Annotated in this window: 20 protein-coding genes and 1 pseudogene; 3 read left to right on the forward strand and 18 right to left on the reverse strand. The window is 71.4% G+C overall.

Annotated features, from left to right (window positions below; all coding sequences use genetic code 11):
- Nucleotides 1-15 precede the first annotated feature (15 nt).
- The 6 genes from OHB04_RS12190 to OHB04_RS12215 all read right to left on the reverse strand — a co-directional run bounded on the left by OHB04_RS12190 (nt 16) and on the right by OHB04_RS12215 (nt 8,625).
- Complete coding sequence (locus tag OHB04_RS12190; protein WP_326687701.1) at nt 16-534, reverse strand: GNAT family N-acetyltransferase; 519 nt, start codon at nt 532-534, stop codon at nt 16-18.
- 32 nt (nt 535-566) lie between these two features.
- Nucleotides 567-2,123, reverse strand: a complete 1,557-nt coding sequence (gene ffh, locus OHB04_RS12195) for a signal recognition particle protein (protein ID WP_326687702.1) — start codon at nt 2,121-2,123, stop codon at nt 567-569.
- A 138-nt stretch (nt 2,124-2,261) separates the two neighbouring features.
- Nucleotides 2,262-4,865, reverse strand: coding sequence for a [protein-PII] uridylyltransferase (locus tag OHB04_RS12200; protein ID WP_442815088.1), 2,604 nt, complete (start codon nt 4,863-4,865; stop codon nt 2,262-2,264).
- Nucleotides 4,866-4,924: 59 nt separating this feature from the next.
- Nucleotides 4,925-5,263, reverse strand: a complete 339-nt coding sequence (locus tag OHB04_RS12205) for a P-II family nitrogen regulator (RefSeq protein ID WP_326687703.1) — start codon at nt 5,261-5,263, stop codon at nt 4,925-4,927.
- Nucleotides 5,260-6,582 carry an ammonium transporter gene (locus OHB04_RS12210; RefSeq protein WP_326687704.1) on the reverse strand — a complete coding sequence of 441 codons (1,323 nt, stop codon included), beginning with the start codon at nt 6,580-6,582 and terminating at the stop codon, nt 5,260-5,262. The genes OHB04_RS12205 and OHB04_RS12210 overlap by 4 nt, the downstream gene beginning before the upstream one ends.
- Before the next feature lie 300 nt (nt 6,583-6,882).
- Nucleotides 6,883-8,625, reverse strand: coding sequence for a hypothetical protein (locus OHB04_RS12215; RefSeq protein WP_326687705.1), 1,743 nt, complete (start codon nt 8,623-8,625; stop codon nt 6,883-6,885).
- Nucleotides 8,626-9,001: 376 nt separating this feature from the next.
- On the opposite strand from OHB04_RS12215, the gene OHB04_RS12220 reads away from it, so the two are divergent.
- The gene (locus tag OHB04_RS12220; protein ID WP_326687706.1) at nt 9,002-9,700 is read left to right on the forward strand and encodes a bifunctional DNA primase/polymerase; all 699 of its coding nucleotides are present in this window, start codon (nt 9,002-9,004) and stop codon (nt 9,698-9,700) included.
- A gap of 126 nt (nt 9,701-9,826) precedes the next feature.
- Here the strand turns inward: OHB04_RS12220 and ftsY are convergent, their stop codons facing one another.
- Nucleotides 9,827-11,047, reverse strand: a complete 1,221-nt coding sequence (ftsY, locus tag OHB04_RS12225; protein ID WP_326687707.1) for a signal recognition particle-docking protein FtsY — start codon at nt 11,045-11,047, stop codon at nt 9,827-9,829.
- A gap of 93 nt (nt 11,048-11,140) precedes the next feature.
- On the opposite strand from ftsY, the gene OHB04_RS12230 reads away from it, so the two are divergent.
- A complete protein-coding gene (locus OHB04_RS12230; protein WP_442814823.1) occupies nt 11,141-12,166 on the forward strand; it encodes an LLM class flavin-dependent oxidoreductase in 1,026 nt (341 codons plus the stop codon).
- Nucleotides 12,167-12,263: 97 nt separating this feature from the next.
- Here the strand turns inward: OHB04_RS12230 and OHB04_RS12235 are convergent, their stop codons facing one another.
- The 4 genes and pseudogenes from OHB04_RS12235 to OHB04_RS12250 form a co-directional block, all read right to left on the reverse strand.
- Nucleotides 12,264-13,688, reverse strand: coding sequence for a sugar porter family MFS transporter (locus OHB04_RS12235; protein WP_326687708.1), 1,425 nt, complete (start codon nt 13,686-13,688; stop codon nt 12,264-12,266).
- Between the two features lie 337 nt (nt 13,689-14,025).
- Entirely contained in the window at nt 14,026-17,607 is a 3,582-nt protein-coding gene (gene smc, locus OHB04_RS12240; RefSeq protein ID WP_326807446.1) for a chromosome segregation protein SMC, read from the reverse strand.
- Nucleotides 17,608-17,887: 280 nt separating this feature from the next.
- A complete protein-coding gene (locus tag OHB04_RS12245) occupies nt 17,888-18,103 on the reverse strand; it encodes a hypothetical protein (RefSeq protein WP_326687710.1) in 216 nt (71 codons plus the stop codon).
- A gap of 310 nt (nt 18,104-18,413) precedes the next feature.
- Nucleotides 18,414-18,689: pseudogene (locus OHB04_RS12250) on the reverse strand (acylphosphatase); the annotation flags it as partial.
- A gap of 276 nt (nt 18,690-18,965) precedes the next feature.
- On the opposite strand from OHB04_RS12250, the gene OHB04_RS12255 reads away from it, so the two are divergent.
- Entirely contained in the window at nt 18,966-19,895 is a 930-nt protein-coding gene (locus OHB04_RS12255; protein WP_326807447.1) for a CAP domain-containing protein, read from the forward strand.
- A gap of 40 nt (nt 19,896-19,935) precedes the next feature.
- Here OHB04_RS12255 and mutM read toward each other — a convergent pair whose 3' ends face one another.
- From mutM to rsmD, 7 genes are all read right to left on the reverse strand, one after another.
- Entirely contained in the window at nt 19,936-20,799 is an 864-nt protein-coding gene (mutM, locus tag OHB04_RS12260) for a bifunctional DNA-formamidopyrimidine glycosylase/DNA-(apurinic or apyrimidinic site) lyase (protein WP_326687712.1), read from the reverse strand.
- A gap of 116 nt (nt 20,800-20,915) precedes the next feature.
- Nucleotides 20,916-21,827 carry a ribonuclease III gene (gene rnc / locus OHB04_RS12265; RefSeq protein ID WP_326687713.1) on the reverse strand — a complete coding sequence of 304 codons (912 nt, stop codon included), beginning with the start codon at nt 21,825-21,827 and terminating at the stop codon, nt 20,916-20,918.
- A 19-nt stretch (nt 21,828-21,846) separates the two neighbouring features.
- Nucleotides 21,847-22,020 (reverse strand): 50S ribosomal protein L32, encoded by a 174-nt coding sequence (gene rpmF, locus OHB04_RS12270; protein WP_016470089.1) that lies wholly within the window; start codon nt 22,018-22,020, stop codon nt 21,847-21,849.
- A gap of 2 nt (nt 22,021-22,022) precedes the next feature.
- Nucleotides 22,023-22,619, reverse strand: coding sequence for a YceD family protein (locus OHB04_RS12275; RefSeq protein WP_326687714.1), 597 nt, complete (start codon nt 22,617-22,619; stop codon nt 22,023-22,025).
- Between the two features lie 171 nt (nt 22,620-22,790).
- Complete coding sequence (locus OHB04_RS12280; RefSeq protein ID WP_326807448.1) at nt 22,791-23,999, reverse strand: cell division initiation protein; 1,209 nt, start codon at nt 23,997-23,999, stop codon at nt 22,791-22,793.
- A gap of 58 nt (nt 24,000-24,057) precedes the next feature.
- Entirely contained in the window at nt 24,058-24,537 is a 480-nt protein-coding gene (gene coaD / locus OHB04_RS12285; RefSeq protein WP_326687716.1) for a pantetheine-phosphate adenylyltransferase, read from the reverse strand.
- Between the two features lie 53 nt (nt 24,538-24,590).
- Entirely contained in the window at nt 24,591-25,190 is a 600-nt protein-coding gene (rsmD, locus tag OHB04_RS12290) for a 16S rRNA (guanine(966)-N(2))-methyltransferase RsmD (protein ID WP_326687717.1), read from the reverse strand.
- Nucleotides 25,191-25,272: the final 82 nt, after the last annotated feature.

Here is a 25,272-nt window from a genome sequence, read left to right on the forward strand (position 1 = left end):
CGGAGCAGGGGCCTGTCAGACCTCGCCCGACCACTCCTCGGCGGTCAGCGCGAAGCGCTCGTGGTCGCGCCAGGCGTTGTTGATGAAGAGCATCCGGGGCGAGAAACCCTCGTGCCGGAATCCGAGGCGCTTGGCCATCGCGAGGGAACGCTCGTTCTCGGGCTGGACGCTGATCTCCAGGCGGTGCAGTCCGAGCCCGTCGGGGCCCGGCTGGAAGCAGCGGTCGACCACCAGCCGCATCCCTTCGGACATGCGTCCGGTTCCGGCGTAGGGGACGTAACTGTCATAGCCGAGGGAGCCGTTGCGGAATCGGGCCCGCACGATGTTGGCGACATTGACGCGGCCGACCAGGCCGTCGTCCTCGTTGTCGAGGATCAAGAACGTGCGCAGCGCGGGCCCCTGGCGGCGCAGCAGATCGGGAAAGCCGTCGGGCTCCACCGGATTCCACGGGCTGAGGTGGTCCGCCGAGCGGACGACAGCTTCACTGTAGAGACGTTCGTCGGACGGCCGCGGCGGGCGGATGTATACGCGCATGCACGACATCATCCGCCTCCGCCGCGGCGGACTCACTTGGGGGGCAGCATGTCCTTGAACTCCTGCGGGAGTTCGAAGTTGCCCGGGTCCTGACCCGGTCCGGGGATGCCGAAGGCGCCGCCCTCGTCCCCTTCGCCGGCCCGGCGCGCGGCAGCGGCCTGCTCTTCCTGCTTGCGCTTCATGGGGTTGCCGGACTGGCGCTTGCCCTTGACCTTCTTCTGCGGCTTGCCCTTCTTCTTGCCGCCTCCGACACCCGGCATCCCGGGCATCCCCGGCATGCCGCCGCCCTGGGCCATTTTGGACATCATCTTGCGGGCCTCGAAGAAGCGCTCCACAAGGTTCTTGACCGCGCTGACCTCGACACCGGAGCCGCGTGCGATACGGGCACGGCGGGAGCCGTTGATGAGCGTCGGCTCGGCGCGCTCGCCGGGCGTCATCGACTTGATGATGGCGGCGGTGCGGTCGACCTCGCGCTCGTCCAGATTGTTGATCTGTTCCTTCATCTGGCCCATGCCCGGCATCATCCCGAGCAGCTTGGAGATGGAGCCCATCTTGCGGACCTGCTCCATCTGAGCCAGGAAGTCGTCGAGCGTGAACTCCTTGGGGCCCTTGGCCAGCTTGGCGGCCATCTTCTCGGCCTCTTGCTGGCTGAAGGTCTGCTCGGCCTTCTCGATCAGCGTGAGCATGTCGCCCATGCCGAGGATGCGCGACGCCATCCGGTCCGGGTGGAAGGCATCGAAGTCGTCGAGCTTCTCACCGTTGGAGGCGAACATGATCTGCTTGCCGGTGACCTGCGCGACCGAGAGGGCCGCACCGCCCCGGGCGTCGCCGTCGAGCTTGGAGAGCACGACGCCGTCGAAGCCGACGCCGTCCTGGAACGCCTCGGCCGTGGTGACGGCGTCCTGACCGATCATGGCGTCCACGACGAAGAGGATCTCGTCGGGGCTGACCGCGTCGCGGATGTCGGCCGCCTGCCGCATCAGGTCCTGGTCGATGCCCAGGCGTCCCGCGGTGTCGACGATGACCACGTCGTGCTGCTTGTCACGCGCGTAGGTGATCGAGTCCTGCGCGACCTTGACCGGGTCACCGACGCCGTTGCCCGGCTCGGGGGCGAAGATGGCGACGCCTGCGCGCTCGGCGACGACCGACAGCTGGTTGACCGCGTTCGGGCGCTGGAGGTCGGCGGCGACCAGCATCGGGGTGTGCCCCTGCTGCTGGAGCCAGCGGCCGAGCTTGCCCGCCAGGGTGGTCTTGCCCGCGCCCTGGAGGCCCGCGAGCATGATGACGGTCGGCGGGTTCTTGGCGAAGCGCAGCCGCCTCGTCTCGCCGCCGAGGATGCCGACCAGTTCCTCGTTGACGATCTTGATGACCTGCTGGGCGGGATTGAGCGCCTGGGAGACCTCCACCCCCAGGGCGCGCTCCTTGACCTGCCGGATGAAGGTGCGCACGACGGGCAGCGCGACATCCGCCTCCAGCAGGGCGATACGGATCTCGCGCGCGGTGGCGTCGATGTCCGCCTCGCTGAGGCGCCCTTTGCCCCGGAGGTTCTTGAACGTCGCACTCAGACGGTCGGAAAGGGTATCGAACACAGCGCTCGTTGGTCCTCGGGTCGGTGGCGGAGTCAATCTCTGCCAAGGGTAGCCGCCTCCGGCGCGGGCACTCCCTCGCCCGCCGGAATCAGCACGGTCTCGCCTGCCTGAGTACTCGCAACCGGACGCGGCTACCGCTCAGCGCAGCTCCGTCTCCAGGCGCTCCGCGAGCCGGGCCGCCTCGGCGTCCGGCAGCCGGGCGCCTTCCGGGTCCGTCACGTAGAAGGCGTCCACCGCGTTCGCTCCCAGGGTGCTCACATGCGCGCTGCGCACCCGCACACCGGATGCTTCAAGCGCGTGCCCCAGCCGGTACAGGAGCCCCGGGGCGTCCTGGGCGCGGACCTCGATGACCGTGGCGGCGCGGGAGCCGCCCGGTGCGACGGCCGCCCTGGGCGGCGGTGCCTGCGCGCCCCTGCGGCGCGGTCCCCGGTAGGCGGCCTCGCGCTCGGCTAGGCGGGACGCGATGTCGAGGGAGCCGTCGAGCGCGCGTACGAGGTCGGCGCGCAGCCGCGCCTCCTGCGGGAGTGCGCCGAACTCGGCCGCCACCCGCCAGGTCAGCAACAGCACACGGCCCTCGCTCTCGCCCTCCTGTGCCGCCCCGGACGGCAGCTCGGCAAGCTGTAGGTCGGCCGCGCGTACCGTCAGCCGGTGCAGCGCCAGGACGCCGGCGACCGCGGGCAGCACCCCGGGCTGATCGTGCAGCGCCACCATCAGCTCGACCCCGACCGGCTCCTGCTCCTCCCCGGTCCCGGAACCCGCTTCATCCGGTACGAGCTTTCCCGTACGGGCATCCGGTGCGCCTCCGGAAGCACGGGCATCCGGTGCGGCGGCCGTCCCGGCGGGGCCGGTGTGCGCGTGCAGCGTCAGTACCGGCCCCTTGGTGCGCCATGCCTCCATGGCCAGCCGTTCGGCCTCGGCCGACAGCTCCCGGGGCTCGGTCTGGTGCTCGGCCGGCTCGCCCGCCAGCACGGCGCCGACGCGGTTGACGAGGTCGGCCACGAGCGCGGCGCGCCAGGCCGACCAGGCGGCGGGCCCGGTGGCCAGCGCGTCCGCCTCGGTCAGCGCGTGCAGCAGCTCCAGGGTGCCGGGCCCGCCGACGGCCGTGGCGACCGAGGAGATGGTCGCGGGGTCGTCCAGGTCCCGCCGCGTCGCGGTGTCGATGAGCAGCAGATGGTTGCGCACAAGTGTCGCGAGCACCTCCGTGTCCGCGCTGCCGAAGCCGATCCGGCCCGCCATGTCGCGGACGATCGTCTCGCCGGCCACGGAGTGGTCCCCCGGCCAGCCCTTGCCGATGTCGTGCAGCAGCGCCCCGACCAGCAGCAGGTCGGGACGGTGGACCCGCCGGGTGAGCGCCGAGGCCCGCACGGCGGTCTCCACCAGGTGCCGGTCGACGGTGTAGAGGTGCACGGGGTTGCGCTGCGGGCGGCAGCGCACCCGCTCCCAGTCGGGCAGCAGCCGGGTGATCAGGCCCGCTGCCTCCAGCGCCTCCCACACCGGTACGGTCGCCTCTCCCGCGCCGAGGAGCGTGACGAAGTCCTCACGGGCCTGCGCGGGCCATGGCACCGGCAGGTCGGGAACGGTGCGGGCCATCTTCCGCACGGCGGGCAGAGCCAGGGGCAGCCCCGCCTGCGCGGCGGCAGCCGCCGCCCGCAGCGGCAGCACCGGGTCACGGTCGGGGCGGGCGCTCAGCGCGAGCGATGCCTCACCGTCGTGTTCGACCACTCCCTCCGCCAGGGGCGTGCGCTCCCCCGCGGAAGCTCCGGCGCGCGTTCCCGTCCGCCCTCCGGGACGCCGGCCGGCGCTCAGCAGACCCCGCAGGCGCGCCCCGCGCGCGGCGCCGGAGCGGGGCCGCGCCACCCTGCCGACCTCGCGCCAGGTCACATCGCTGGCGTAGGCGATGGTGCCGGCCGCCTCGTAGACCCGGCGCAGCAGGATGTCGGCGTCCAGCAGACCGAGCCCTTCGGCGACCTGGTCCTGGTCCTGGAGGGCGAGGCGGTCGGTGGCGCGGCCCGTGGACAGGTGCAGGGTGTCGCGGACGTTGAGCAGCGTGGTCCGCGCCTCCTCCAGGCCCTCGCGCGGTGCGTCGGCGAGCCAGGAGGCGGCGACGGCGCGCAGCGCGGTGACATCCCGCAGCCCGCCGCGGGCCTCCTTCAGGTCGGGCTCCAGCAGGAACCGCAGCTCGCCGTGGCGCCGGGCCCGCTCCTCCGTCAGATCGTGCAGCTCGGGCAGCCGCTCGCGGGCGCGGGCACGCCACTGCGCGAGCGCCCCGGCGCGCATCTGAGCCGTGAGCGCCGAATCCCCTGCGATGTGCCGGGCCTCCAGCAGGCCGAGCTGCACCTTGAGGTCCTCATCGGCGGTGGCGCGCGCCTCGGCGAGGGTGCGTACGGAGTGGTCGAGCGCGAGACCGAGATCCCAGACCGGGTACCAGACCCGGTCGGCGATCCCGGCGACGACATCGGCGGCCACCCGGCCGTCGTGCAGCAGGAGCAGGTCGAGGTCGCTGCGCGGGGAGAGTTCACCCCGCCCGTAGCCGCCGACGGCCACCAGGGAGACCCCGGGGGGCGCGTTCTTGCCTACGAGTCCGGCCAGCCAGCGGTCCGTCAGTTCGGACAGCGCGCGGCGCCGCTGCGGCCCCGGCTGTCCCTCTTTCTGGAGCAGCCGCAGCCGGGCCGCGGCGTATCCCCGCTCCCTCCGCTCCACCGTCTCCCGCTCGTTCCGCGCCGCCTGCCGCTCGTTCCGCACCGCGTCACGCGCCCCCGCTCCCTCGTCCGTTCCCCAGGTCTCCACCGCCGAGGGCTCCGTCACAGCGCGTCAGGCCCACGCTCGCCCGTGCGTACCCGTACCGCCGTCTCGACGGGCACCATCCACACCTTTCCGTCGCCGATCTTCCCGGTGCGCGAGGCCTTGACGATGATCTCGGTCAGCTCTTCGGCGTCGCCGTCCTCGGCCAGCAACTCGATCCGGACCTTGGGCACGAGGTCGACGGTGTACTCCGCGCCCCGGTAGACCTCGGTGTGGCCGCGCTGGCGCCCGTAGCCGCTGGCCTCGGTGACGGTGAGGCCCTGCACGCCGAAGGCCCGCAGCGCCTCCTTCACCTCGTCCAGCCGGTGCGGCTTGATGACCGCGGTGATGAGCTTCATGCGTCCACCTTGGTGTCGTGGTTGGCACTGTCGTTCCCGCCCGGACCGCCCTCACCGGGCGCCCCGCCTGCCTTGGTCAGGCCGAATGCGGGCACCTCACCACGCGGCCGGTCCGAGGGGCCGCCGAAAGAGCTGAAGTCGTAGGCGGTCTCCGCGTGGAACGCCTGGTCGACCCCGGCTGTCTCGTCGTCCGGGTCGGCACGGAAGCCGATGGTGGCGTGCACCAGTTTGGCCAGCAGCCAGGAGACGACGAAGGAGAACCCCATCACGGAGAAGGCCCCCGCCGCCTGCTTGCCGAACTGTGTCAGACCGCCCACGCCGTCCGTGGCGAGGAAACCGACCAGCAGGGTGCCGATGACACCACCCACGAGGTGAACGCCGACGACGTCCAGGGAGTCGTCGTAGCCCAGCTTGTACTTGAGACTGACCGCCCAGGAGCACACTGCTCCGGCCACGACACCGATGGCCAGCGCGCCCATGGCGTTGACGGCCGCTCCCGCCGGAGTGATCGCCACCAGCCCCGCGACGGCGCCGGATGCGGCACCGAGGGTGGTGAAGGCACCGTGCCGTACGCGCTCGTAGACGAGCCAGCCCAAGACGGCGGCTCCGGTGGCGACCTGGGTGTTGAGCGCCATGTTGGCCGCGGTGCCGTCGGCGGCGAGCGCGGAGCCGGCGTTGAAGCCGAACCAGCCGAACCACAGGAGCGCGGCGCCGAGCACCACGAAGGGCAGGCTGTGCGGGCGCATCGGGTCCTTCTTGAAGCCGATGCGCTTGCCGACGACGAGGACGGCCGCGAGCGCGCCGACACCGGCGTTGATGTGGACGGCGGTGCCTCCGGCGAAGTCGATGACCTCCAGCTCATAGAGCCAGCCGCCCGGGGCCCAGACCCAGTGGGCGACGGGGAAGTAGACGACCGTGACCCACAGGGTGATGAACAGCGCCCAGGCGCTGAACTTCACGCGGTCGGCCAGCGCACCGCTCATCAGGGCGGGCGTGAGGATCGCGAACATCATCTGGAACAGGACGAAGGCGAATACCGGAATGCCCCCCTTCTCGGTGAGGGTGTCCGGCGAGATTCCCTTGAGCCCCACGAAGTCCAGGTTTCCGATCACTCCACCGGTGTCGGGGCCGAATGCCAGCGAGTATCCGTAGAGCACCCACAAGACGGTGACGATCCCCAGCGAGATGAAGGACATCATCAGCATGTTGAGCACGCTCTTGACCCGGACCATGCCGCCGTAGAAGAAGGCGAGGGCGGGCGTCATCAGCATTACGAGACACGCGCTGATCAGTACGAAAGTGGTATCCGCGCCGTTCAATGTGGACGTCTCCTCGATGTCGAGACCTCAGGGGCCGGATCGGCGGGTGGTATGCGCGCCAGATTCCCCAAGCCCCGTTTCGAACGACGCCACTCGGTGTTTCGCCGGAGTGAAAACGCGCCCGGCGTTGTTACGAGGAGGTGAAGCACTGCCCCGGAGGTGACAGACAGCCGTACTCTCCGGCCCACGGAAGAGCCGGTCAGCCGGTCACGCGACCGGGTCCGTCACCCGTGGAGTCCGTCACCGGTTCAGCCGGTCTCCCGGCGCGGCCCCCGCCCGAGCAGCCCCCGCCCGTGCGCGTCACACGGCCGCCGCGGCCTCGCCCTCCGGCAGCTCCGCCCGCAGCCGCTCGCTCAGGTGCACGACCTCGGCGACATCTCCGTACTCCCTGACCGCGCTGGCCGCCGTGCGTCGCAGGCGGTTGTTGACCCGCTCCGAACGCAGCTGCCGGGCCACCCCGATCGCCTCGCCCGCGCGCGCCGCGCAGCCCTCGGGCTCCTGCTGGAGCAGGTGGACGCTCGCCATCCCGATGAGGTTGAGCGCGTAGGAGCGCTGGTGTCCGCCGCCGTCGGTCTCGTCCGCCTCCCGGCTGAACAGCTCGACCGCTCGCTCCATCACGGGCCGCGCCAGCGAGGCATAGGTGGGGCTGCGGCCCGACGAGTAGGCCAGATCGCGGTAGGAGTGCGCGTTCTCCGCGCACAGCTCGGCTTCGGAGAAGAACCGGATCCAGTCCGGGTCGCCGTCGACGGGGTCGATGTCGCTGAAGGTCTCCTCGGCCATCCGCACCGCCCGCTTGCACTTGCCGGGCTGGCCCATGTTCGCGTAGGCGCGGGCCTCCATGGCGTACAGCATGGCCTGGGTGCGCGGCGTGGAGCCCTCCCTGCTGCCGTACTGCGCCAGGTGGATCAGTTCGAGGGCGTCCTCGGAGCGGCCCAGGTGGATCATCTGGCGGCCCATCTTGCTGAGCACGTACGACCCCAGCGGCCGGTCGCCCGCCTCCTTGGCGGCGTGCAGGGCGAGGACGAAGTATTTCTGGGCGGTGGGCTGGAGGCCGATGTCGTAGCTCATCCATCCGGCCAGCTCCGCCAGCTCCGCCGTGACGCGGAAGAGCCGCCGGGTGCTCTGCTCGCCGTGCCGCTCCTGGAGCAGGTCCGTCACCTCGTGCAGCTGTCCGACGACGGCCTTGCGGCGCAGCCCTCCCCCGCACTGCGCGTCCCAGGTGCGGAACATCTCGGTCGTCTGCTCCAGCAGCTCCAGCTCGGGCGGGGAGAGCCGGGAGCCCCGCCGCAGCCCGCCGCCACGGCTCGCCCGCTCCCGCGCGGGACCGGAGGCCGCGCCACCGGCCGGCCCGGAAGCCGCGGCACCGGCTCCCCCCGACGCCGAGGTGCCCGCGAAGGACGCCGTGCCGGCCGCCAGGCCTGCGGACGCTCCGGCGCCCCCGACAGCCGCGTGCCCGCCGCCCGGCCGGCGCCCGCCGGTGGATCCGGCCGCCGCCCCGTAGCCCGTCGCACCAGAGGCGCCCACCCCGGGACCGCCCGCCGCCGTACGCGGCACGCCGTCCCCGGGCATCCCGCTCTCGGGGCCCGGGCTGGGAACGAGCCAGCGCTGCATGGGCTCGATCAGCGCGGGCCCCGCGGCCATGGTGAGGGAGTTCCCGAGGAAGCCGCGGCGGCCCAGCATCAGGTCGCTGCGCGTGAAGTCGCTGATCAGCGCCACCGTCTGCGGCCCGGCCCACGGCAGGTCCACCCCGGAGGCCGCGGGGGACTGCCGGACGGGCCGCAGGCCGAGATCCTCGACCGCGACGACGCAGCCGAAGCGCTCGGAGAAGAGTTCGGACAGGATGCGGGGAATCGGCTCACGGGGCTGCTCACCGTCCAGCCAGCGGCGTACGCGCGAGGTGTCGGTGCTGATGTGGTGGGCGCCCAGCTGCCGGGCGCGACGGTTCACCTGACGCGCCAGCTCGCCTTTGGACCAGCCGCTGCGCACGAACCACGAGCGCAGCCGCTCGTTCGGGCTCTTGCCGGACTGGCCGCCCTCACCCACTGGTCACGCCCCCATTCGCGTCAGCGGCGGGCTCTGGCCCCGCCGACCGGCCGCACGCTGTGCGCCGCTCCCGCACACGATGCCTCCGGCATAGTCGGCTGCCGCGCTCTCTCCACTGTGTGCACCGAAAGTAATCCTACGATCACGGACACGCGAGGGTGATTCCAGAATCGCCACCATTCGCCACCCCTTCGAATGAACCTTTCAGCGCTTAGGCGCGCTTGACTTGACGCCTTGGCACGGCCGCACGGAAACACGCCCCACCTCACGGGCTCCGCGCGAGGCTCCCCCACTCGCGGACCTCGCCCCGCCACCCGTTCGTCACTGTGCGCAATGACTTCGTAACCATAGGCATACGAGACCCGTTGGAGGGGGCATGGGCTTCACGATCGGCGCCATCGGCGGTCTCAGCGGCATCCGGGAGATCAGGGATCTGCGGCCCGGCTCACGCAGGCGCGGTCACGCCTCGGCGTGCACAGCTGTCGCGGAGTACACGGGGCTGTGGGGCTGGGACGTGGTCCCTGGCGCCCGCGCCGCCCGCTCCGGCGGCCGGGTGGAGTGCTCATGCGGGGCCGTCGCCTGCCCCGCCCCAGGGGCCCACCCGCTGGACGCGTCCTTGGAGATCCCCGCCGGTGCCACCCTCGCGGAGGCGGGTGAAGCCTGGGCCGGTGTCCCGGGAGCGGCGCTGCTGCTTCCGACGGGACGTTTCTTCGACGTGATCGAGGTGGCCGAGCCCGCCGGACAGTGCGCCCTGGCGCGGCTGGAGCGGATGGGCGTGCCGCTGGGCCCGGTCGCGGCGACGCCGCACGGCAGGACGTGGTTCCTGGTCGCCCCCGGAGCCGCCGCCGAACTGCCCGAGCTGCTCTACCGGATGGGCTGGGACGACGCCGACCTCGATCTGCGCGGCAGGGGCGAGGGCGAGTACATCACCGCGCCGCCCTCCGACCTCGGCGGATTCGGACCGGTGCGGTGGCTGCGTCCGCCCACTCTGGAGGCGACGGGCCACCCGCCGCAGGCGAGGCTCCTGCTGGGCACGCTCGCCTACATCAGCCACCGCTCCGCCGTCGCGGACTAGCGCGGAAGCGGAGCGGGGCGGCGCCGTCGCGGCGGCATCGGGGGTGCGTCGCGACGGCGCCGATGTGTGTTCCGTGCAGCGGCAGGTCAGACCACTTCGATGCTGGTCCGACCGCCCCGTGGCGGGTCAGGCCTCTTCGACCAGGGCGTCCACGAACGCCTCCGGCTCGAACGGCGCCAGGTCGTCGGCGCCTTCACCCAGGCCCACCAGCTTGACCGGGACGCCCAGCTCGCGCTGCACGGCGACGACGATGCCGCCCTTGGCCGTGCCGTCCAGCTTGGTCAGCACGATGCCGGTGATGTCGACGACCTCGGCGAAGACCCGGGCCTGCACCAGCCCGTTCTGGCCCGTGGTCGCGTCCAGGACCAGCAGGACCTCGTCCACCGGGCCCTGCTTCTCCACGACGCGCTTGACCTTGCCCAGCTCGTCCATGAGGCCCGTCTTGGTGTGCAGCCGGCCCGCTGTGTCGATCAGGACGACGTCGGCGCCGGCCTCGGTGCCCTGCTTGACCGCGTCGAAGGCCACCGACGCGGGGTCGCCGCCCTCGGGGCCGCGGACCGTACGGGCGCCCACTCGGGTGCCCCAGGTCTCCAGCTGATCGGCGGCGGCGGCGCGGAAGGTGTCGGCGGCGCCCAGCACCACGGACTTGCCGTCGGCCACCAGTACGCGGGCGAGCTTGCCGCTGGTGGTGGTCTTGCCGGTGCCGTTGACGCCGACGACGAGCACGACACCGGGGCGGTCGACGGCGCCCTGGGTCTCGGTGTGCACGGTGCGGTCCAGGTCGGTGCCGATGAGGGTCAGCAGCTCCTCGCGCAGCAGGTCGCGCAGGTCCTGCGGGGTGCGGGTGCCGAGCACCCGGACGCGCTCGCGCAGCCGCTCGACCAGCTCCTGGGTGGGGCCGACGCCGACATCGGCGGTCAGCAGCGTGTCCTCCACCTCCTCCCAGGTCTCCTCGTCCAGGTGTTCCCTGGACAGCAGGGTCAGCAGGCCCTTGCCGAGGGTGTTCTGGGAGCGGGAGAGCCGGGCGCGCAGCCGCACCAGGCGTCCGGCGGTGGGCTCGGGGGTCTCGATCTCGGGCTCCGCCGGGGCGGCGGGTGCCGGTACGGCGGTCTCCGGCGGCGCCTCGGCCTCGGGGAGGCCGACCTCCTCGATCGTTCTGCGCGGCCCTCCCGGCGCGCCCTCGGCCTCCTCACCGACGTGTGGTTCGACGGTCGGAGTGGTGGTGCCTTCGTGGGTGGCGGGCTCCTCGGTCTTCAGCGCCTTCTTCTTACGGCCGCTGATCACGAGCCCGCTGATCGCGCCCAGCGCGATCACGGCGATGACTACAACAAGGATGACGATTTCCATAGCGGGTCCAGTATCCGCCACCGTCAACACTTCCCGGCCATTCCCTCTTCGCGCGCGCTCCGCTACGGTCCCCGCGCCCGTGCCGTCTCCCTGATGGGGGCCCTTGTGACCGTGACGACCAACATCCGATTCAACCTCGTACAGCCGCCGCATCCCCCAGGCGCACCCGACGCACCGCGGGAGAGTCTGGGCGACCGCTACCGTGCCGCGCTCGACATGGCGGCCTACGCCGACGAACACGGTGTGACTTCTCTCGTCGTCGAGGAGCACCACGGGTCCCCGGACGGCTGGCTGCCCGCGCCGCTGGCGCTGGCCGGGACGCTGCTGGGGCGCACGCGGCGGGCGGTGGTGACGGCGTGCGCGATCGTGGCGCCGCTGTACGACCCGCTGCGGCTGGCGGAGGACATCGCGGTGCTCGACCTGGCCAGCGGCGGGCGCCTGGTCACCGTCGCGGGGATCGGCTACCGCCCCGAGGAGTACGCGGCGCTCGGGCGGGACTTCGCACGCCGGGGCGCGCTCCAGGACGAGGCGCTGGAGACGCTGCTGGCGGCGTGGACCGGAGAGCTGTTCGACCACCGGGGCCGCAAGGTGCGGGTGACGCCGCGCCCGTACACCCGTCCGCATCCGATGCTGTTCGTCGGAGGCAGCTCCCGTCCGGCCGCCCGCCGGGCCGCACGGCTGGGGCTGCCGCTGTTCCTGTCCGCGCACCTGCCCGACCTCGCCCGCTACTACGAGGAGAAGTGCCAGGAGAGCGGGAGCAGCCCGCTGTGTCTGATGCCGCCCGCCGATCTGCCCACGCTGCACCTGACCGAGGACCCGGACCGCGCGTGGGCCGAGCTGGGCGAGCACTTCCTGTACGAGGCGCGCCAGTACGCCTCCTGGCAGACGCCGGACATGCACTCCGCGATGCGGGCGCGGGCCACGACGGTGCAGGAGTTGCGCGAGGAGGGCCTGTACCGCTTCGTCACCCCCCAGGAGTGCCTGGAGTTGGTCGCCCGGCAGCCGGAGGACGACCGGCAGGTGCTGTTGCACCCGCTGTGCGGCGGGATGCCCGTCGAGGAGGGATGGCGGTCGCTGCGCCTGCTGGCGGAGGAAGTCATTCCGCGGCTGCCCGGGTAGGAGCTTGTCTCCGGCGTACCGGATTCGACAGCGCGCTGCCCGGCTCGGATGGTTTCGAGCCGGGCAGCGCGTGCCGAGGAGTGGGCGGCGGGGGGGGTTAGCCCATCTCCTCCAACGCCTTGCCCTTGGTCTCCGGCACCCACTTGAGGATGAAGGGGATCGAGAGCACGGCGAAGACCGTGTAGAGGATGTACGTCGTCGACAGGTTCCACTCCGACAGGCTCGGGAAGCTCGCGGTGATCGCCCAGTTGGCGACCCACTGCGCGGAGGCGGCGACACCGAGCGCCGCGGCACGGATCTTGTTCGGGAAGATCTCGCCGAGCAGCACCCAGACGACCACGCCCCAGGAGAGGGCGAAGAAGAGCGTGAAGGTGTGCGCGCCGATGAGCGCGACGACGCCCTGGGCGTCCGGGAGGGAGACGTTGTCGCCGGAGCCCGTCTTGGCGGAGAACGCCCAGGCGACCAGCCCCAGGGAGACCGCCATGCCCGCCGAGCCGATCAGCGCGAGCGGCTTGCGGCCGATCTTGTCGACCAGAAGCATCGCGATGACGGTGCCGAGGATGTTCACGATCGAGGTCGTGAAGGAGTAGAAGAACGAGCTTTCGGGGTTGATGCCCACCGACTGCCACAGCGTCGAGGAGTAGTAGAAGACGACGTTGATGCCGACGAGCTGCTGGAAGACCGAGAGCCCGATGCCGATCCACACGATGGGCAGCAGGCCGGCACGGCTGCTGAGCAGGTCCTTGAAGGTGGACTTGTGCTCGCTGCGCATCGCGGTCTCGATCTCGCCGAGCCGCTGGTCGAGGCGCTCGTGTTCACCCTCGACGCCGGCCAGCACCTTCCGTGCCTCGGTCTGGCGGCCGACGGAGATCAAGAAGCGGGGCGACTCGGGAATCACGAAGGAGAGCAGGAAGTAGGCGATGGCGGGGATCACCATGATCCCGAGCATCCACTGCCAGGCTTCGAGGCCGGCGAGGGTGCCGCGCTGGTCGCCGTCGGCGAGGTTGAGCAGGCCCCAGTTGACCAGCTGGGAGACCGCGATGCCGAGGACGATGGCACCCTGCTGGAAGGAGGCGAGCCGGCCGCGGTAGGCGGGCGGGGAGACCTCGGCGATGTAGGCCGGGCCGATCACGGAGGCCATGCCGATCGCGATGCCGCCGAGCACGCGCCAGAACGCGAGGTCCCACAGCGCGAACGGAAGGGCCGAGCCGATGGCGCTGACCGTGAAGAGGACGGCGGCGATCCGCATGACCTGGATACGGCCTATACGGTCGGCTATTCGGCCCGCTATGGCGGCGCCGATCGCGCTGCCGATCAGCGCTGCGGCGATGACCTGGGCCAGCAGGGCCGAGCCGACGTCGAAGCGGCCACGCACCGCTTCGACCGCGCCGTTGATCACTGAGCTGTCATAGCCGAAGAGGAAGCCGCCCATGGCGGCTGCGGCCGTGATGAAGACGACACGGCCGAGGGGTGCGGTCTGCGCACCGGATGCTGGCCGCGCGGCCTGCGCTGTGCTGGTCACGATCTTCTCCTGAGGTGCCGGCGACGGTGCCGGATGGGGGCCGCCACCTTCCAAGGGGCCGCGTTCTGGAGCGAGAGCAAGAGCGCGCCACGGCTTGAACATCTCGATGGCACTTCAGACTGTAAGCCTTCATGTTTCGAAGTCAATACATGCTCGTGTGCGACTCTGAGCACAGAGCGCCCTGTGTTTCGTTCGGGTTATGAAGAGAAGCGGCCTCTGGAAGTCCGGGAGGACTTCCAGGGGCCGCGACAGGCCGCCACAGAGGGCCAGTTGAAGCATCCGGTGCTCCGGTTCGGCCCCGACGGTCTCGGTTCAGACGGTGTCGGTTCAGACGGTCTCAGTTCAGACGCTGGCTGATGACCTTGGAGACGCCGTCGCCCTGCATGGAGACGCCGTAGAGCGCGTCGGCGACCTCCATCGTGCGCTTCTGGTGGGTGATCACGATGAGCTGTGAGCTGTCCTTCAGCTCCTCCATGATCCGGATCAGCCGCTGGAGGTTGGTGTCGTCCAGCGCCGCCTCGACCTCGTCCATCACGTAGAAGGGGCTCGGCCGCGCTTTGAAGATCGACACCAGCAGCGCCACGGCCGTCAGCGAGCGCTCGCCACCGGACAGCAGCGAGAGGCGCTTGACCTTCTTGCCCGGAGGACGGGCCTCCACATCGACTCCCGTGGAGAGCATGTCGTCCGGGTTCGTGAGGACGAGCCGCCCCTCGCCGCCGGGGAAGAGGCGCGAGAAGACGCCCTCGAACTCCCTGGCCGTGTCGTGGTAGGCCTCGGTGAAGACCTGCTCGACGCGCTCGTCGACCTCCTTGACGACCTGGAGCAGGTCGGCGCGCGTCTTCTTCAGGTCCTCCAGCTGCTCGCTGAGGAACTGGTGCCGCTCCTCCAGCGCCGCGAACTCCTCCAGAGCCAGCGGGTTGATCTTGCCGAGCTTCTGGTAGGCGCGCTCGGCTGCCTTGAGCCGCTTCTCCTGCTCGGCCCGCACGAACGGCACCGGCCTGTTCCGGGGATGTTCCGGGTCTTCGGGGAGCTCCTCGTCCTCGGCGGGCGGCGAGGGCGGCACCAGCTGGTCGGGGCCGTAGTCGCGGACCAGACCCGCGGGCTCGACACCCAGCTCCTCCAGCGCCTTGGTCTCCAGCTGCTCGACACGCATCCGCTTCTCCGCGCCGAGCACCTCGCCCTTGTGGACCGAGTCGGTGAGCTTGTCCAGCTCGTCCTTCAGCTCCCTGCCCTGGTTGCGCTCGGCGACCAGGGCCTGCTCCCGCTCGGCCTTGGCCCGCTCCGCGCCCTCGCGCTCCTCGCGGGCCCGCTCCAACGACGCCTCCACATGCGCCAGCAACTGCCGGGCGCCGGCGGCCACCGCCTCGGCGACCTCGGCCTCGTGACGCAACCTGGCCCGCCGCTCCTCGGCGCGGGCCCGCGCCTCGCGCTCCGCCCGCGCGCCCCGGTTCAGCGAATCGGCCCGTCCGGCGAGCGACTTGACGCGCTCCTCGTGCGTACGGACCTGAAGGCGCGCCTCCATCTCCGTCTGCCGCGCGTTGGCGCCGTCGGCCGAGAGCCTGTCCCGTACGGAGGTGTCCGGATCCACCGAGCCCTCGGCCTCCTGCACCTCCTCGGCGACGGCCAGCCGCTCGGCCAGCTCCTCGGCCTCCTGAGTGGCCCGCGCCAGCGCCTCCTCGGCCTTGGCCACCGCGGCGGACGAGCGCTCCGCCTCGCCCTGGGCCGCGCGGGCCTGACCACCGAGGGTGCCCAGGCGGCCCGCCACCCGGGACTTCTCCCGCTCGGCCGCGCTCCGGCTCGCGGCCAGTTCCTCGACCCGGGACGCGCACACCCTGCGGGCCTCTTTCGCGCTGAGCTGCTCCTCCTTGAGCCGCTCGCGCCTGGTCTCCAGCTCCGTCAGCTCGGCCGCGGCCTCGTCGACCGCCGCCTGCGCCTCCAGGTAGGAGGGCGCGCCCTCCGAGCCGCCACGGGCGAAGTGGGTGCCCAGCAGATCGCCTTCGGCGGTGACCGCCGTGCACTCGGGACGCAGGGCCAGCAGCTCTTCGGCGGCCTCCAAGGTGTCCACGACGACGATGTCCCGCAGCAGGTGCTCCATCGTCGAGCGCAGCGATTCCGGTGCCGTCACCAGGGAGACGGCGGGGGTGCCCCGCCGGGGTGCGTCGCCGTCGCGGTCCCGGGACCAGGCACCCTCCTGTGCGCGTCGACCGCTCACCAGCAGCGCGGCCCTGCCCCCGTCCTCCTTCCGCAGGAGGCGCAGCGCCTCGGCCGCCGTCGCCACGTCGGCCACTGCCAGAGCGTCGGCCGCCGTGCCGAGCGCTGCCGCTATCGGGAGTTCGTAGCCGGGGGTCACACTCAGGAGTTCGGCCGCCGGGCCCAGCAGGCCGCCAAGCCGGTCCTTGGCCGCCAGGAGCGCGCCGGTGCCGTCCTTGCGCCGCAGGCCCAGGGCGAGCGCGTCGTGGCGAGCGGAGGTCGCGGCGCGCTCGCGCTCCGCCTCGGTCAGCGCCTCCCGCGCCGCGCCGAAGGCGGCCTCCGCCTCGGCCAGTTCCCCCTTGGCCGCCTCGTGCTGGGTGCCCAGGTCCTCATCGCCCTCCTCCAGGCCCTCGACCTCGGCGCGCAGCGTCTCGTACTCCTCCTGGGCCTCGGTGGCACGCTGGAGAGCCTCGTCCCTGGCCGCTGCCAAGCGGTCGATCTCGGACTGCGCGGAGGCCGCCCGGCTGCGGGCCGTTCCCGCCTGGCCGCGCAGCCGTTCGAGTCCCGCACGGCGGTCGGCCAGCGCCCGCGCCTCGTCCCTGAGCCGGCGCTCCTCCTGCTCCAACTGGCGCTCCAGCTCCGAGCGGTGCGCCACGGTCTCCTCCAGCGCCGTGGTGGCCGCCTCCAGGGCCGCCTCCAGCTCGGCCTCCTGCTCGCGGACGCGGGCGGCCTCGCGCTCCATGTCCTCCGGCTCGCGGCCCCGGCGCTCCTCGGCGGGCGCCGCGGCGGCGTGCTGCACCCGCTGGTCCGCCAGGCTGATGGTGCCGCGCACCCGTTCGGCGAGCTGGGAGAGTTCGTACCAGGTCTGCTGGGCCCGCTCCAGCCTCGGGCTGAGCGTGCGCACCTGCTGCTCCAGGTCCGCCTCGCGGCGCAGAGCCTCTTTCAGCTCGGCCTCCGCCGCCTCCTTGCGCTGCTTCAGCTCGGCCTCGTCCGCGACTTCCGTACGCAGGGCCTCGCGCAGCCCCACCAGGTCGTCGGCCAGCAGCCGCAGCCGGGCATCGCGCAGGTCGGCCTGGATGACCTGGGCCTTGCGCGCGACCGCCGCCTGGCGGCCCAGCGGCTTGAGCTGGCGGCGCAGTTCGTCGGTGAGGTCCTGGACGCGGGCGAGGTTGGCCTGCATCGCGTCCAGCTTGCGCAGCGCCTTCTCCTTGCGCTTGCGGTGCTTGAGGACGCCGGCCGCCTCCTCGATGAAGGCGCGCCGCCCGGTCGGGTCGGCGTGCAGGACGCCGTCGAGCTGGCCCTGTCCGACGATGACGTGCATCTCGCGGCCGATGCCGGAGTCGGACAGCAGTTCCTGGATGTCGAGCAGCCGGCAGGTGTCGCCGTTGATCTGGTACTCGCTGCCGCCGTTGCGGAACATTATCCGCGTAATGGTGACTTCCGAGTATTCGATGGGCAGCGCGCCGTCGGCGTTGTCGATGGTCAGGGAGACCTCGGCGCGGCCCAGCGGGGGGCGCCCCGTGGTCCCGGCGAAGATGACGTCCTCCATCTTGCCGCCACGCAGCGACTTGGCGCCCTGCTCGCCCATCACCCAGGACAGGGCGTCGACGACGTTGGACTTGCCGGAGCCGTTGGGGCCGACGACGCAGGTGATGCCGGGCTCGAAGCGCAGCGTCGTGGCGGAGGCGAAGGACTTGAATCCCCTCAGTGTCAGGCTCTTGAGATGCACGCGTCCGGACCCTACCGAGGTTGTCCCGGCGATGTCGCGCCGACTGACCCGAAGGCCCGTGAAGGGTTTCCTCTGAGGGTTTCACCGAGAGAGGCGGGGGGCACATCAGACGGTAACGAGAACGCCCCCACCGCAGCCGAGGCAATCCCGGCGGGGGCGTGCCGGTACTGCTGGCGACGAGAGCACCGAGGAGCACAACGACGAAGGGACGCCGAAGCGTCCCTTACAGATCTGTGTATACGGCCGTCCTGCTTCAGCCCGTCCTGCCCGGCGGGCCGGATCAGGTCAGCGCAGGCTCCGCCGAGGAAACGTCGATGCCTTCAATGCCTTCGAGCACCGAGTCGGGGTGCCGTGCGGCGGCGGACAGAGCGTCGTTCTCGGCCTGGATCCGTACGATTTCGGATTCGAGGTCCTGGACGCGCTGCTGCAGCCGTCGCATCTCGGCAAGAACCCGGGGGTCGGAGCCGCCGACGTAACCGAGAAGCGCCTTTGCCATGATGGATGGTCCTCCACACTGAGTGACCGACCGTCGATGCGGTCGTTCGTGAGGGAATCGCACCCGCAGTGTCTGCCTCTGGACTTTTGCTAAAGAATCTCTGGATCAAACAGCTCAGGTGCGCGGGGATTCCAGGATCTCACCAAAAGGTTTGACGGTCAACACGATCACACACCGCGACTCCGGGCCTGCCCTGACTCGACGGCGACCGGCGCCGGAGGGGCTGCCCGCTGGTGCTTGCGGAAGATCCACTGTGCTCTCCTGTGGCGGCAGCCTCGCACGCCACAGCTGGATTGGCAACCGATGTGGATCACCGGATCGCGAAGCCGCGATAGCCGCCGCGCGGCTCGTCCCAGATCTCCGTGACACCCTCCACGTGCCCGGGTGTGTCCCCGCCCCGCAGCCATTCCAGCATCTGCTCACAGTGGGCTCTGGTGCCCTCGCCCACGATCTGGACCCGTCCGTCGTCGAGGTTGAGGGCGAAGCCGACGAGTCCGCCGATACGGAGCGCCGCGGCGCGGGTGAACCAGCGGAACCCGACCCCCTGCACCTCGCCGCGCACCCAGATGGTCAGCCGTGCGGGCTCCTCGCCCCGCGGGCCTTGTCCTTCCGGTGCGGCTTTTGGCGGCGCGGTCTGGTCCGTCGCTTCTCCGGGCGCCGTTGTGGCACTCGTCTCGCCGGTCTCTTCGTGGATCGAGTCGCTCGCAGCCATGGGTGCACGCTATCCGGACAATTCTTCGGCGGGCACATCCGCCCCGGGCGTGATGCCGTACATTGCCCGTCAACACGCTTCACACACAAGGGTGAAGCGCGTGTGTGCATTGACCGCCTCGTGACCGTCGAGCCCTGGAGGACAGCGAAGATGGGCCGCCATCGACGTGCTACCCCCGCTCCCGTCGCTCCGCCCGAGCCTTCCCACCGGCAGGACGCCGTCCCGCACCGGGGAGGTGGACACGCCGGGCACCGCAAGAGGAGCGCGACGCCCGTACGCACCGGGCTGATCGGCGCCTCGGCCGCGATGGCGATGGGGGCCGTCGCTGTGGCCTCCGGACTGATACCCGGCCCCGGCGGGCTGGGCGGCCACCAGAGCGGGGACCGGGTACGGGCCGATGGGCCCACCGGCCTGGATTCCCCGGCCGTGCCTTCGCTCACCCCTTCGGCACGGGCCTCCGACTCCGCGGCCAGCCGTGCCGAGGAACGCAACGACGGGCCCACGCGCTCGCCCTCACGGGAGAGTTCCCGCTCGTCGAAGAAGCCCGGCGACAAGCCCTCGCGGGAACAGGCGTCCGAGACCCCCGAGAAGAAGAAGCAGAGTGACGAGCCCTCACGCTCGGGTTCGGGCTCGGGCTCGGGACGCGAGTCCGGCCCGGACAGGGAGGGCGGCGCGGGTGGCGCCACCAAGTCCGCCGACCCGGAGACCGCTGCCGAGCAGGAGGTACTGACGCTCGTCAACCAGGAGCGGGCCAAGGCGGGCTGTCAGCCCGTCAAGGCCAACAGCGACCTGGCGGGGCTGGCCCAGGACTTCAGCGAGGACATGGCGGGGCGCGGCTTCTTCTCCCACACCGACCCGGACGGGCGCAGCCCCTGGGACCGGGCCGAGGCCGCCGGTGTCAGCGGCCTCGGCGGCGAGAACATCGCGCGCGGCCAGGCCAACGCGCGCTCGGTGATGGACTCCTGGATGAACAGCCCCGGCCACAAGGCCAACATCCTCAACTGCGACTACCGCACCCTTGGCGTCGGCGCGCACTTCGCCGAGGGCGGCCCGTGGTGGACCCAGGACTTCGGCTTCTGAGCCCCGCCTTGGTGCGCCCTTCCGCGCCGGATCGGCCGGATCAGGTCCGGACCGGGCGCGGGGGGCGCTGGCAGCGGGGGCAGAAGTAGCTGGAGCGGTTCATCCACGCGCGCCGGCGCACGGGAGTGCCGCAGCGGCGGCAGGGCTCGTCCTCGCGCCCGTAGGCATCGAGGGAACGGGCGAAGTATCCGGACTCGCCGTTGACGTTCACATAGAGGCTGTCGAAGCTGGTGCCGCCCACGGCGAGGGCCTCGGTCATCACGTCCCGCACATGGTCCACCAGTTCGGTGGTCTGCGGGCGGGTGAGGGTGGCGGTGGGGCGGTCGTAGTGCAGCCGGGTGCGCCAGAGTGCCTCGTCGGCGTAGATGTTGCCGACGCCGCTGATCAGGGACTGGTCCAGCAGGGCGCGCTTGACCGTCGTACGGCGGCGGCGCAGGGCCGCGTGGAAGACCGGCAGGTCGAACGCGGGATCCAGCGGATCGCGCGCGATGTGGGCGATGACGTCGGGCAGCCCGTCCTCGGCCGCCGGGTGGAGCGAGAGGCCGCCGAAGGTGCGCTGGTCGACAAAGCGCAGCTCGCCGCCCTCGGCGTCGTCGAAGGTTATCCGCACCCGCAGATGCCGCTCGTCGGGAGTGCCGGCGCGCTGGATGAGGAGCTGGCCGCTCATGCCGAGGTGGGCGAGCATCGCGTGGCCGCCGTCACCGACGGGCAGCCACAGATACTTGCCGCGCCGCATGGCCGGGCCGACGCGCAGCCCCTTCAGCCGGGTGGCGAAGTCCAGCGGACCCGCCGTGTGGCGGCGGATGGCGCGGGGATGCAGCACCTCGGCGGTGGTGACCGTACGGCCGCTGGCCCAGCGCTCCAGACCGCGGCGTACGACCTCGACTTCGGGCAGCTCGGGCACGGGGGCTCCTTGAGGAGTGGGCCGGCGAAGAACGGCCCACTCCCCGGAGCGTGCTCCCCGGGGGCGGGCTTGTCCGGCCGCGGGGCGGCCGGGTTGTGCTTCAGCGGCTCAGCGGATCACTGCGAGCGACCGGCGGGGGTGCCCTGCGAGGGCTCGCCCTGGGTGGCCGCCGGCGCCTCGTCCTTGCGCACGGTGCCGTCCCGCTGCTGCCCGGCGCCTTCTTCCTCGGCCCCGGACTTGTCAGCAACCGCGGACTTGTCGGCAGCCGCGGACTCGCTGCGTGCCGAGATGGCCCGCCAGGCGGCCTCGGCCGCCTGCTGTTCCGCTTCCTTCTTGCTGCGTCCTGTGCCGGTGCCGTACGCGACACCACCGACGCGGGCAGCAGCCGTGAAGGTCTTCTCGTGGTCGGGACCCGTCTCCGAGACCAGGTACTCGGGAACCCCGAGCCCTTCGGCCGCGGTCAGCTCCTGAAGACTCGTCTTCCAGTCGAGACCGGCGCCCAGATTGGAGGAGCGCTCGATGAGCGGGTCGAAGAGCCGGTGGACCAGCTCGGAGGCGGCCTCCAGCTCCTGGTCGAGATAGACCGCACCGATGACCGCTTCCAGGGTGTCGGCGAGGATCGAAGCCTTGTCACGGCCTCCGGTGCCTTCCTCACCTCTGCCGAGCCGGATGAACGCGCCAAGGTCGAGGCCCCGGGCGACGCCGGCGAGGGCGCGGGAGTTGACCACCGCGGCGCGCAGCTTGGCGAGCTGGCCCTCCGGGAGGTCGGGATGCATCCGGTAGAGCGTGTCTGTGACGACCAGTCCGAGGACGGAGTCACCGAGGAACTCAAGACGCTCGTTGGTGGGCAGCCCGCCGTTCTCGTACGCGTACGAGCGGTGCGTCAGCGCACGCACCAGAAGGGCGGACTCAAGGTGATAACCGAGCCGCCCTTCCAGGAGCGTGTGGGACGAGGCCGCATCCACCAGCTCCGCCGGATCCCCTCCCTTCTCCGGGGCGGGGGGGCGGGGGGTACTGGCGTCTGACATGAAGCCTGTCACCCGCCGATCAGACCTCGAGGACCTGACGCTTGTTGTAGGTGCCGCAGCTCGGGCACGCGATGTGCTGCTGCTTGGGCTCGCGGCAGCGCTCGCACTTCACCAGGGTCGGGACCGCAGCCTTCCACTGCGACCGGCGGTGGCGCGTGTTGCTGCGCGACATCTTCCGCTTCGGAACAGCCACGGCTACTTCTCCTGTGAGTCGTCCCCGCCGGAGCGGGGCTCTTTGTCCTTCTCGCCGTCCCCGATGGTCTCGGCGAGTCCCTGCAATGCCGCCCAACGGATGTCGACGGCTTCTTCGTGCCCGTGGTCGGGGTCGTCCGCCAGCCGGGCCCCGCATTCGGGGCACAGACCGGGGCAGCCCTCCTGGCACACCGGCTGCAACGGCAGTGCGAGCACCACCGCATCCCGCAGCACGGGTTCGAGGTCGAACAGATCGGCCTCTAGGAAGAGTGTGTCCTCCTCGTCCTCGTCGCCGTCGGGCTCCGCGCTGGGGCGGCCCCGCTCATCGGCGTCGGGATAGGTGAACATCTCCTGGAAGTCCGCTTCGACTTCCTGCTGAAGCGGCTCCAGACACCTTACGCACTCCCCCGTCAGCGGTGCACGGGCGGTGCCTGTGACAAGCACCCCTTCCATGACCGACTCCAGACGGAGGTCCAGCTCGATCTTCGCCCCGTCGGGAACCTTGATGACCTCGATGCCGAGGTCACCGGGAGATTCCACTTCGCGGGAGAGCCGCTTCATCGCACCAGGACGCCGCCCCAGCTCACGTGTGTCGAACACGAGAGGGGCGCGATGGTCGAGGGGGGCGTTCAGGGCTTCCTGCTTTCTACGGGTGGGGCGTGGGCCGCGTGCGTACTCGCGGCCGAAGAGCCAGGATACTTGACGCTCCCGCGATGACCCAATCCAGCCCGGACAGCCCCCGGAGGAGGCCGGTGCCCCGACGGGCGGGCCTCATCCGCCCTGGCCGTGGCGCCGCTCGTACTCCCTGACCTGCTCAATGTCGATCATGCTCGTGTCGAAAAGGCTGGTCTCGTCGAGCTGTCCCTGAGCCTGTGGGGCCTGCTGGTAGTGCTGGGGCTGCTGCGGCTGCTGCGTGTAGTAGCCGGCCTGCTGCTGACCGTAGCCGTAGGGGTCGCCCTGCTGCTGACCGTAGTAGGCGTCCTGGTAGGCGGCGTCCTGGTAGGCGTCCTGCGGGGCGTAGGCGTACGGGTCGTGCTGCTGGCCGTAGGCGGGCTGCTGCGCGTAGTACGGGTCGGCGACGGCGGCCGGCTGGACCTGGGGCTGGGCGGGGATGTGTGCCGGCTGGGGCGGGGGCGGCGGAACCGGCGCCTGGGGAGCCAGCGGCTGCGGGGGCATGTGCGGCTGGTCATACCCCTGGGACTGGTCGTAGCCCTGGGACTGGTCATACCCCTGGGCCTGCGCCGGGTCGTCCGTGTGGGCGAGGCCGGCGAGGAAGTCGGCGTCACTGGTGTGGCCCGCGAAGCCGTCCGCGCCGTCCTGCGCCGCCATGTGCGCCGCCAGCTCGTCGGAAGGCTCGTGACCGCGCAGCTTCAGCCGGCCGCGTCCCACGGCCTCCAGTGTCTTGGCGAGCACTGCCGAGACGGAGCCGAGGCGGGCCTCGACGTACTGGTCGGCCCTCAGCTGTAGCTCGCGCGGGTCGGCGGGACGCTCGGGGGCGTCCTGCGCGTACTGCTCGTTCCACTCCTCGGCGCCCGGTCCGCTGCCCAGCAGCTTCTCCCGGCCACGGTCGACGGAGCCGATGGTCTTGCTGAGGACGGCCTCGAAGTTGGCGAGCTTGCTGTCGACGTAGTCCTCGGCCTCGGCGCGGGTCTCGGCGGCCTCCCGGTTCGCTTCGGCGAGGATGCGGTCGGCCTCCTCCTGTGCGCGGCGGGCCACTTCGGTACCGGAGACGAGAGAGCCACGCTCGGCCTGGGCCGAGTCGATGATGCGCTGGGCCTCCTGGTGGGCCGCGGCCACCACCTGCTCGCGGTCTCCGAGGACCTCGCGTGCCTGGGCGAGCGAGCCGGGGAGGGCCTCGCGCACTTCGTCGAGCATGGCGAGCAGGTCGGCCCTGTTGACCACACAGGAGGCGGACATGGGCATCGAGCGCGCACCGTCGACGGCCGCCACGATCTCGTCGAGTTTCTGCTGTACGTCCACGTAGGTGACTGTACGGCCAGTGGGCGCAAGGCCGTTACCCGTTGCCCAAGGTGGCAGGTCAGGGCTTGGTGAGCCGTTCGGCCAGTGCGGCGAGCACGGGCTGGGGCACCAGGTGGGAGACGTCGCCGCCCCAGGTGGCGACCTCCTTGACCAGGCTGGAGGACAGGAAGCTGTAGGTGGGGTTGGTCGGCACGAAGAGGGTCTCCACGCCGGAGAGGCCGTTGTTCATCTGGGCCATCTGGAGTTCGTAGTCGAAGTCGCTGACCGCCCGCAGGCCCTTGACGATGGCGGGGATCTCCCGCTCCTTGCAGAAGTCGACCAGCAGGCCGTGGAAGGCTTCCACGCGCACGTTCCCGAAGCTCTCGGTGACCTCGCGGATCAGGTCCATGCGCTCGTCGACGGTGAAGAGGCCGCGCTTGGACTTGTTGATCATCACGGCGACATAGACCGTGTCGTACAGCTTGGAAGCGCGGGCGATGATGTCGAGGTGTCCATTGGTGATGGGGTCGAAGGACCCCGGACAGACTGCGCGACGCACTGGCTCTTCCTCGCTCTCCGGACGGCGGGCCCGGGGACCGGCCCCGGATGACCTCAGCATGACGCGGGCTCGGTCTCCCGCGCGGCGGCGCGACCGTACCAAAGCGTTCCCTCGCCGTAGCGACGGGACCTGAGCCCCTCGAAACCCTCCGGCCAGCGGAAATCGCCGCCTCTGGTGCTGCGCTCCACGGTGGCGAGGGCGTCCTCGGCGAGCCAGCCCCGCGCACGGAGTGTGAGCAGGATCTCCCGAAGATCATCGTCGGAAACGGCGTACGGAGGATCGAGAAAGACCAGGTCATAGGGGTCTTGCGGAGGGTCGCCCGCGGCGGTCTGCGCCGCCTTGCCCGCGCGGACCTCCACCCCGGGCAGGCCGACCGTGCGGACGTTGTCCTTGATGGTGCGTACGGCACGCGGCTCGGTCTCGACGAGCAGTACGTGCGCCGCCCCCCGCGAGAGGGCCTCCAGGCCGACGGCGCCCGAGCCCGCGTACAGGTCCAGCACCCTGGTGGCCCGCCAGGCGGCGGTGCCGCCGAGCTGGGACTCCCAGCTGGAGAAGAGCCCCTCGCGGGCCCGGTCCGAGGTGGGTCGGGTACCGGTGCCCGGCGGGACGGCCAGGCGCCTGCCGCCGGCGGCTCCGGCGATCACGCGGGTCATGAGTGGGGCCCTTCGGGACGAGGCGTGCGGGAGGTGCGTGCGGGCGCGGGGCCGATGTCGGACTTCCGCGTGCGCCCGGGGT

It is taken from the genome of Streptomyces sp. NBC_01775, assembly GCF_035917675.1.
GTDB lineage: Bacteria > Actinomycetota > Actinomycetes > Streptomycetales > Streptomycetaceae > Streptomyces.